The sequence below is a fragment of the Sphingobium sp. CECT 9361 genome (assembly GCF_918741285.1).
Classification (GTDB): Bacteria; Pseudomonadota; Alphaproteobacteria; order Sphingomonadales; family Sphingomonadaceae; genus Sphingobium.
In genome coordinates this window covers 123,849-130,475 of sequence record NZ_CAKKNC010000013.1, presented here as the reverse complement: position 1 = coordinate 130,475, position 6,627 = coordinate 123,849, and the positions used below count along the sequence as shown (strand labels likewise).

General features: G+C 57.4%; 5 protein-coding genes. 1 reads left to right on the top strand and 4 read right to left on the bottom strand.

What is annotated here, in order from left to right:
• The first annotated feature begins 129 nt into the window (after window positions 1–129).
• On the top strand, window positions 130–927 hold the full coding sequence (mazG, locus tag LQ220_RS17170; protein WP_230189355.1) for a nucleoside triphosphate pyrophosphohydrolase: 798 nt from the start codon (window positions 130–132) through the stop codon (window positions 925–927).
• Here the strand turns inward: mazG and hflX are convergent.
• The 4 genes from hflX to LQ220_RS17150 form a co-directional block, all read right to left on the bottom strand.
• Window positions 924–2,240, bottom strand: coding sequence for a GTPase HflX (hflX, locus tag LQ220_RS17165; RefSeq protein WP_230189354.1), 1,317 nt, complete (start codon window positions 2,238–2,240; stop codon window positions 924–926). The two genes, mazG and hflX, sit on opposite strands and share 4 nt — an antisense overlap.
• Window positions 2,241–2,285: 45 nt before the next feature.
• Window positions 2,286–2,792 (bottom strand): RNA chaperone Hfq, encoded by a 507-nt coding sequence (hfq, locus tag LQ220_RS17160; RefSeq protein WP_281824526.1) that lies wholly within the window; start codon window positions 2,790–2,792, stop codon window positions 2,286–2,288.
• 172 nt (window positions 2,793–2,964) lie between these two features.
• On the bottom strand, window positions 2,965–4,341 hold the full coding sequence (locus tag LQ220_RS17155) for a sigma-54 dependent transcriptional regulator (RefSeq protein WP_230189352.1): 1,377 nt from the start codon (window positions 4,339–4,341) through the stop codon (window positions 2,965–2,967).
• The gene (locus tag LQ220_RS17150; RefSeq protein WP_230189351.1) at window positions 4,331–6,592 is read right to left on the bottom strand and encodes an ATP-binding protein; all 2,262 of its coding nucleotides are present in this window, start codon (window positions 6,590–6,592) and stop codon (window positions 4,331–4,333) included. The genes LQ220_RS17155 and LQ220_RS17150 overlap by 11 nt, the downstream gene beginning before the upstream one ends.
• Between the last annotated feature and the right edge of the window lie 35 nt (window positions 6,593–6,627).

Here is a 6,627-nt window from a genome sequence, read left to right as displayed (position 1 = left end):
CCCAAGATCAGCGCATCAGCAGGGTCTGCGCTGCGCTATCCCGAGGGCTCCACGCAGCCCCTGCTTTCCTCAACGTGTGACATTTCTATATGGCAGAAATTGTGACTTCTCTAAATGGCAGGAACAAATATGCCTGACCGAAGTGCTGCAAATCCCGCGTCTACTAAGGCGGACATCACGCCCCTAGCCGATATCATGGCCAAACTCCGCGATCCCGATTCCGGATGCCCTTGGGATGTTGAGCAAACCTTCGCAACTATCGCGCCCTATACAATTGAAGAAGCTTACGAGGTCGCTGACGCCATTGTGCGCGACGAGATGCCTTCCTTAAGGGAAGAACTTGGCGATCTCCTGCTCCAAGTCGTATTCCATGCTCGGATCGCGGAGGAAGCTCAACATTTTGCGCTGCAGGATGTCATTGACGCAATTTGTGGGAAAATGATCCGTCGTCATCCACATGTTTTCACTTCAGAAAATCGATCCGACGCCGATGCGGCACAATCCAGTTGGGAGAATATCAAGGCCACCGAACGCTCCGAGAAGAGTTCCGACACGAGCGCTCTAGCCGATATCGCCATTGCCCTGCCCGCGCTGATGCGCGCGGAAAAGATACAAAAGCGTGCCGCACGGACGGGGTTCGATTGGCCAGATCTAACTGGCGTTTTTGCAAAAATTGAAGAGGAAATAGAGGAAGTTAAAGATACCACTTCCCAAGATGAACGAGAGGACGAAGTGGGGGACTTGCTATTTGCCGTCGTCAATCTGGCTCGCCATTTGCTGGTCGATCCGGAAGTGGCGCTGCGCAGGGCAAATCGAAAGTTTGAAACGCGGTTCCGTGCTATGGAATTGGAAAGTGGCGACACCTTTTGCGCTCTTTCGTTGGAAGAAAAAGAAGAGCTTTGGCAAAAGGTGAAAAGGCAGGCTTAACTCTGGCGAGCGCGAAATCTGGCATATGCAGACTGGGATAATCTCGCTTCGACACGCATTCCGTCCGCCTGCATAGCACTTTCAAGCACTTCGCCATGTTCATGCAACCACGCAAGCGATGCACCGTCAGTCGGGTCGATCATGATCTGATGAACATCGGCACCTTTGGTTAGCATATCACTGACGGCCTTTTGGAAGCCATCAACGCCTTCTCCAGTCAGTGCTGACACCAGGACAACATTGTCCTGCCGTGCAGCCACCTCATGCATGTGCGCAGCCGCTTCTTCGTCCAGCAAATCCAGTTTATTCCATACCTCCAGAATTGGAACGGCAGTAACCGGGTCGACCCCCTCCCCAATTACGTCCAATTCTTCAAGTACTTGCAGCACGTCATCGCGTTGCGCGTTGCTATCGGAATGCGCCACATCTCGTACGTGTACGATCAGGTCCGCCGACAAGACCTCTTCCAGCGTGGCACGAAATGCCGCGATAAGTTGTGTGGGTAGATCAGATACGAACCCAACGGTGTCAGAAAGGATCGCCTTATCCAAACCCGGTAACGCTATCTGGCGCATGGTGGGGTCGAGAGTGGCAAACAACAGATCTTCCGCCATCACCTCAGCGCCGGTCATTCTGTTGAATAGCGTGGACTTGCCAGCGTTGGTATATCCGACAAGGGCTATAACCGGCCACGGCGCCTTCTGACGTCGTGCACGATGCAGGCCGCGTGTTCGGGTCACCTGCTCCAGTTCCCGGCGGATCTTCGCCATACGATCCCGGATCATTCGCCTGTCGGCCTCGATCTGCGTTTCGCCCGGCCCACCAAGAAAGCCGAATCCACCACGCTGGCGCTCCAGATGGGTCCAACTGCGTACCAGGCGTCCTGCCTGATAGTCGAGATGCGCCAGTTCGACTTGCAGGCGACCTTCGTTCGTAGCCGCTCGTTCCCCGAATATTTCAAGGATAAGCCCGGTACGGTCGATGACCTTGGCTTTGGTTGCCTTTTCCAGATTGCTCTGCTGAACAGGCGACAAAGCGTTATCGACCACCACAAGGTCGGCTTCATGATCCATCGCGAGGGCAGCGATGGCGTCAACCTGGCCGCTGCCGAAAAGTGTCGCAGGTTTGCGATCTCTCACGCGAAAGGATTGAGAGGCCTGGACGTCGATGCCGATCGCCAGCGCCAGCCCTTTGGCTTCTTCCAGGCGCGCCTCGGGGTTCCGGCGGTCGCCGCCATGCAGCTCGGCATGTACGACGACCGCACGGGCGCCTCGTGAGACTTCGTCATCGGATTCGCGGGTAAATGCACTCATGCCTGTTCAACGCTCTGGCGAACACATCGTTCGATGGAGGCGGACTTAATCCTGATCGGCTTCGCCTTCCGCAGACAAGTCGAGCGGATGGGACGGCTGCACCGTGGAAATCGCATGCTTGTAGACCAGTTGCGCCATACCATCGCGCTCCAGCAGCATGCAGAACAGATCGAACGCGGCGATCTCCCCCTGCAGCATCACGCCGTTCACAAGGAACATGGTGACCGGATAGCCAGACTTGCGGACGGCATTCAGAAAGATTTCCTGAAGAAGCTTGGCCTTTTTGTCGTTCGCTTCGAAGGCTTTGCGTACTTCGGACAGGTCCATGGGCTGGGCAGGCATGACGGTGGAGATCGCATGCTTATACACCAGTTGCGACTGACCGTCGCGGCGCAGCAGAACCGAGAAGTTATCGAACCAAGTAATGATGCCCTGAAGCTTTACGCCTTTGACCAGGAACATGGTCACCGGCGTTTTGGTCTTGCGAAGGCTGTTCAGGAAGATGTCCTGAAGGTTATTTATCTTTTCGGCCATGGTTAAAAGGCTTTCTATTTTGGCGGGACGTTGCCCGCACTTGCGCCCTTGGCAAAGGCATCGTGCTGTCCGCCGCGTACCGGGGACGGAAGTTTGTAACGCAAGTGCGAGATAAGTCCAACCGCTTTGGCAAGCCCACAACCTGAATAAGTCGACACGTAAAAATCGATGCCGGGCCAGATAGGGTGCCCTACCCGTCCTTGTCCTCCGTAATGCCCAGCAACTTCAATTTGCGATGTAAGGCCGAGCGTTCCATGCCGATGAAGGTAGCTGTGCGCGATATATTGCCCGAAAATCGGCGGATCTGGACCCGCAAATATTCCCGTTCGAAGCTCTCTCTGGCCTCCCGCAAGGGCGATCCCATGATCGCGCTGTTGCTCATGCTTTCGCCGCCGCCTCCGCCACCGGTCGCTTCGGCAGGCAACATATCCAGCTCGATACGCCCGATGCGATCGCCCGGTGCCAGGATCATGGTCCGCTCTATGACGTTGCGAAGCTGACGGACGTTGCCTGGCCATTCGCAAGCCTGAAGCGCCGCCATTGCATCCGTCGCTATGTCAGGTGAGGTCACCCGCTTCTCCGCCGCAAAGCGGGCGAGGAAATGTTCGACCAACGGCGGTATGTCATCGCGCCGGTCGCTGAGCGGCGGGATGACCAGCGGCACAACATTGAGGCGATAGTACAGGTCTTCCCTGAACCGCTTTTCCTCTATTTCCAGCGTCAGATCGAGTGCGGTGGAAGAGATGACGCGGACGTCGACCTTGACCTGACGTTGCCCCCCTACCCTCGTAAAACTCTGATCGGTCAAAACCCGCAGGATCTTCCCCTGCGTGGTAATCGGCATATCGGCAATTTCATCGAGGTACAGCGTTCCGCCATGTGCCTGTTCCAGAAATCCGGGACGGACCATGCCTTCGTTGTCCTCGACGCCGAAAAGCTCCTCCTCTACGCGCTCCGGTTCCATGCGTGCTGCAGCGACCACGATGAAGGGCGCCGTTGCCCGACCGCTCCAAGCATGCAGCATGCGCGCCGCGACTTCCTTGCCACCGCCGGATGGCCCGGAAATCAGAACCCGGCTTCCCGTTCCGGCGACACGCTTGATAGTCGCACGCACCCCGTTGATAGCACTCGAATTGCCGGTGAGCTCATCATCTTGCCCGATCCGCGCGCGCAAAGACTGGTTTTCACGTCGCAGCCGCTCGGTTTCCGTGGCGCGGGAAACGAGATGCAGAAGACGGTCGGCCTCAAAAGGCTTTTCGATAAAATCGACGGCGCCCTTGCGAATGGCCGCCACTGCGGTGTCGAGATTTCCATGCCCAGAAATCATCAGGACCGGAATGGAAGGATCGCGCTTCTTGATCTCGTCCAGTAGTTCCAGCCCGTCCAGTTTGGACCCCTGCAACCATACGTCCAGCAGGACCAGCGAAGGCCGACGCGCGTCCAGCGCATCCATTGCCGCGTCGCTGTTGGCCGCCGTGCGAGCTTCATAGCCCTCATCCTCAAGAACACCCGCGACGAGTTCACGGATGTCTTCTTCATCATCGACGATCAGAATATCAAGCGCCATGAGCTGTCATTATTCCCTTCGTAGCGACCTGATCCGGGGTCGCTTCCAGTCGTTCCAATGCATTCATATCGAGGGTAATCGACACACAGGCCCCACCCCCATCGGCATCGCAAAAAGCAATTTCGCCGCAATGCTCCTCCACGATCTTCTTGACGATGGCGAGGCCGAGGCCGGTGCCCTTCACCCGTGTCGTCATATACGGTTCGAGGATGCGTTCCCGCTCTGGCGGCAAGCCAATGCCGTCATCCGTTACCTTGATGACGAGGTTGCCTGCGTCATCCTGATCAAGGAGCATTCGTACATGGCCGCGCAATGCGCCATCTTCAGGTAAATCCTTCGGTTCAATGGCTTCGACTGCATTCTTCACAATGTTTGTGAGGGCCTGCCCGATCTGGCGCCGGTCGCAGACGATTTCCTGAGTGCCGATAAGGGAATCGAATTCGAACCCGATGTCAGGATGCGCCACTTCGTGCAGGAACAGCGAGTGACGCGCGACATCCGCTATTGCTTCCCGCCGGAACACGGGCTTGGGCATCCGGGCGAAAGACGAGAACTCATCGACGATACGCCGCAGATCGCCCACCTGACGGACAATCGTGCCCGTCAACCGCGCAAAGGTTGCCTTGTCGTTGGTCACCTCCTCGCCGTAGCGCCGCTGAAGCCGTTCGGCCGCAAGCTGGATCGGGGTCAACGGATTCTTGATCTCATGCGCGATGCGACGGGCAACGTCCGACCATGCGGCGCGCCGCTGATCGGACAATTGTTGCGTGATATCATCGAACGTCAGGACATGCCCCGCAGCATCGCGGGATATCTTGACGGCCAAAGTGCGGAGATCCCCATGCGCCCGTATCTGCACAATGCCCGCGCTCTGTTCTTCATCGAGCAATTCGGCCAGTTCCACCGACAACGCAGAGAGCGGCTGGCCCAGTGGGTCCTGCCCTTCCTCCACCAATATTCGCTCTGCCGAGCTGTTAAGAAGTTGCACGATATGGTTCTGATCCACCGACAAAACGCCTGCGGTGACACCCGACAAGATCGCTTCGATAAACGCGCGGCGATTATCGAGCTGCCCATTGGCCGCAACAAGCGCGCCCGTCTGCGCCTCCAGCCTTTGCGTCATGCGGTTGAATGCGCTGGCCAATGTTCCGATTTCGTCGCGGGCATGCGGGCCGGACACCCGCGTCGACAGGTCGCCCGCCGTGATACGCCGTGCCGCATCGACAAGTTCGTTCACGGGACGAACCAGCCGGTCGGCAACGGTAAGGGCAATCCAGACCGCAATGCCGACCAGAAGAAGCGAACCCACATACAGAAAGACATTGAACCGCAGCTGCAGGCTGCGCGAGCGTGCGGCGAAATCATCATAGTCCGACAACACCGTTTGCGCGCGCTTGACCTGACTGAACGCAAGCGTTTCGGAATCGCGCGTTGCGTACAGGTAAATCCCCTCGTCGGGATATAATAAGGTGACAGCCTGAATCTGGTTGGGGCTGGCATTGACCACCACATCCTCGCCGCCCGCCAAACGATCCATCACCGATTTCGTGAGGATGTTCTTTGCCACCTTGTCATCCGAAGCGACATTGGCAGCGGTCCGCTCGACGCCGTCCTTGCCGACCTGAATGATGGCGGACCTGTTCAGTTTGCGCGTGACGACCTGATAGACATAACCTTCGCGAAACTCCGGGCTCGATATCGGGGACTGGTTCAAATAGTCCCTCAGATCGTTCGCCATCGTCAGCGTTTCTTCTCTAACCTCGCGCAGGTTCTGATCGTAATAGCCGCGCGCGAAATCGTTCGCGTTTTCGAGCATGCCGCGCGTGCTGCCGGAAAACCAGAACTGCACGCCATATTGAAAAAGCAAAGATGCGAAGATCACGACCAGCAGCATCGGCACGCTCGACAGGATCGAGAAGATCGCCACGAGGCGAACATGCAACTGGCCTTCACTGCCCGCGGCCGTCCTAGCCGCCCGGCGGATAGCGAGTCTTCGGCCCAACAATACGAGCAACGCAATGGCCGGCACCAGATTCGCGACGAGCAACAAAGCGACAATCGGTGGCGTGAGCAGCGCGAAAGTATCGCCCTGGCTCGTCACCAGCAGATAGGTGACGAGAGCCGTTCCGATCAGCAGCAGGAGCGCGAACGTCTCTACGAAACGGGCAAGGCTTCGCCCCCGCAACGCTTGCGGCAACAGGCGTCGCCACGACGTTTCATGATGCTGCGGCAACTCCGCGTTATCGGTCATAGTTGCATGGATACAACAATAATGTGCTCACTAAA

What these genes read in the sequence shown, in the direction of transcription:
- LQ220_RS17150 (WP_230189351.1), bottom strand. Translation starts at nt 6,592, where the DNA reads ATGACCGATAACGCGGAGTTGCCGCAGCATCATGAAACGTCGTGGCGA.
- hflX (WP_230189354.1), bottom strand. Translation starts at nt 2,240, where the DNA reads ATGAGTGCATTTACCCGCGAATCCGATGACGAAGTCTCACGAGGCGCC.
- LQ220_RS17155 (WP_230189352.1), bottom strand. Translation starts at nt 4,341, where the DNA reads ATGGCGCTTGATATTCTGATCGTCGATGATGAAGAAGACATCCGTGAA.
- mazG (WP_230189355.1), top strand. Translation starts at nt 130, where the DNA reads ATGCCTGACCGAAGTGCTGCAAATCCCGCGTCTACTAAGGCGGACATC.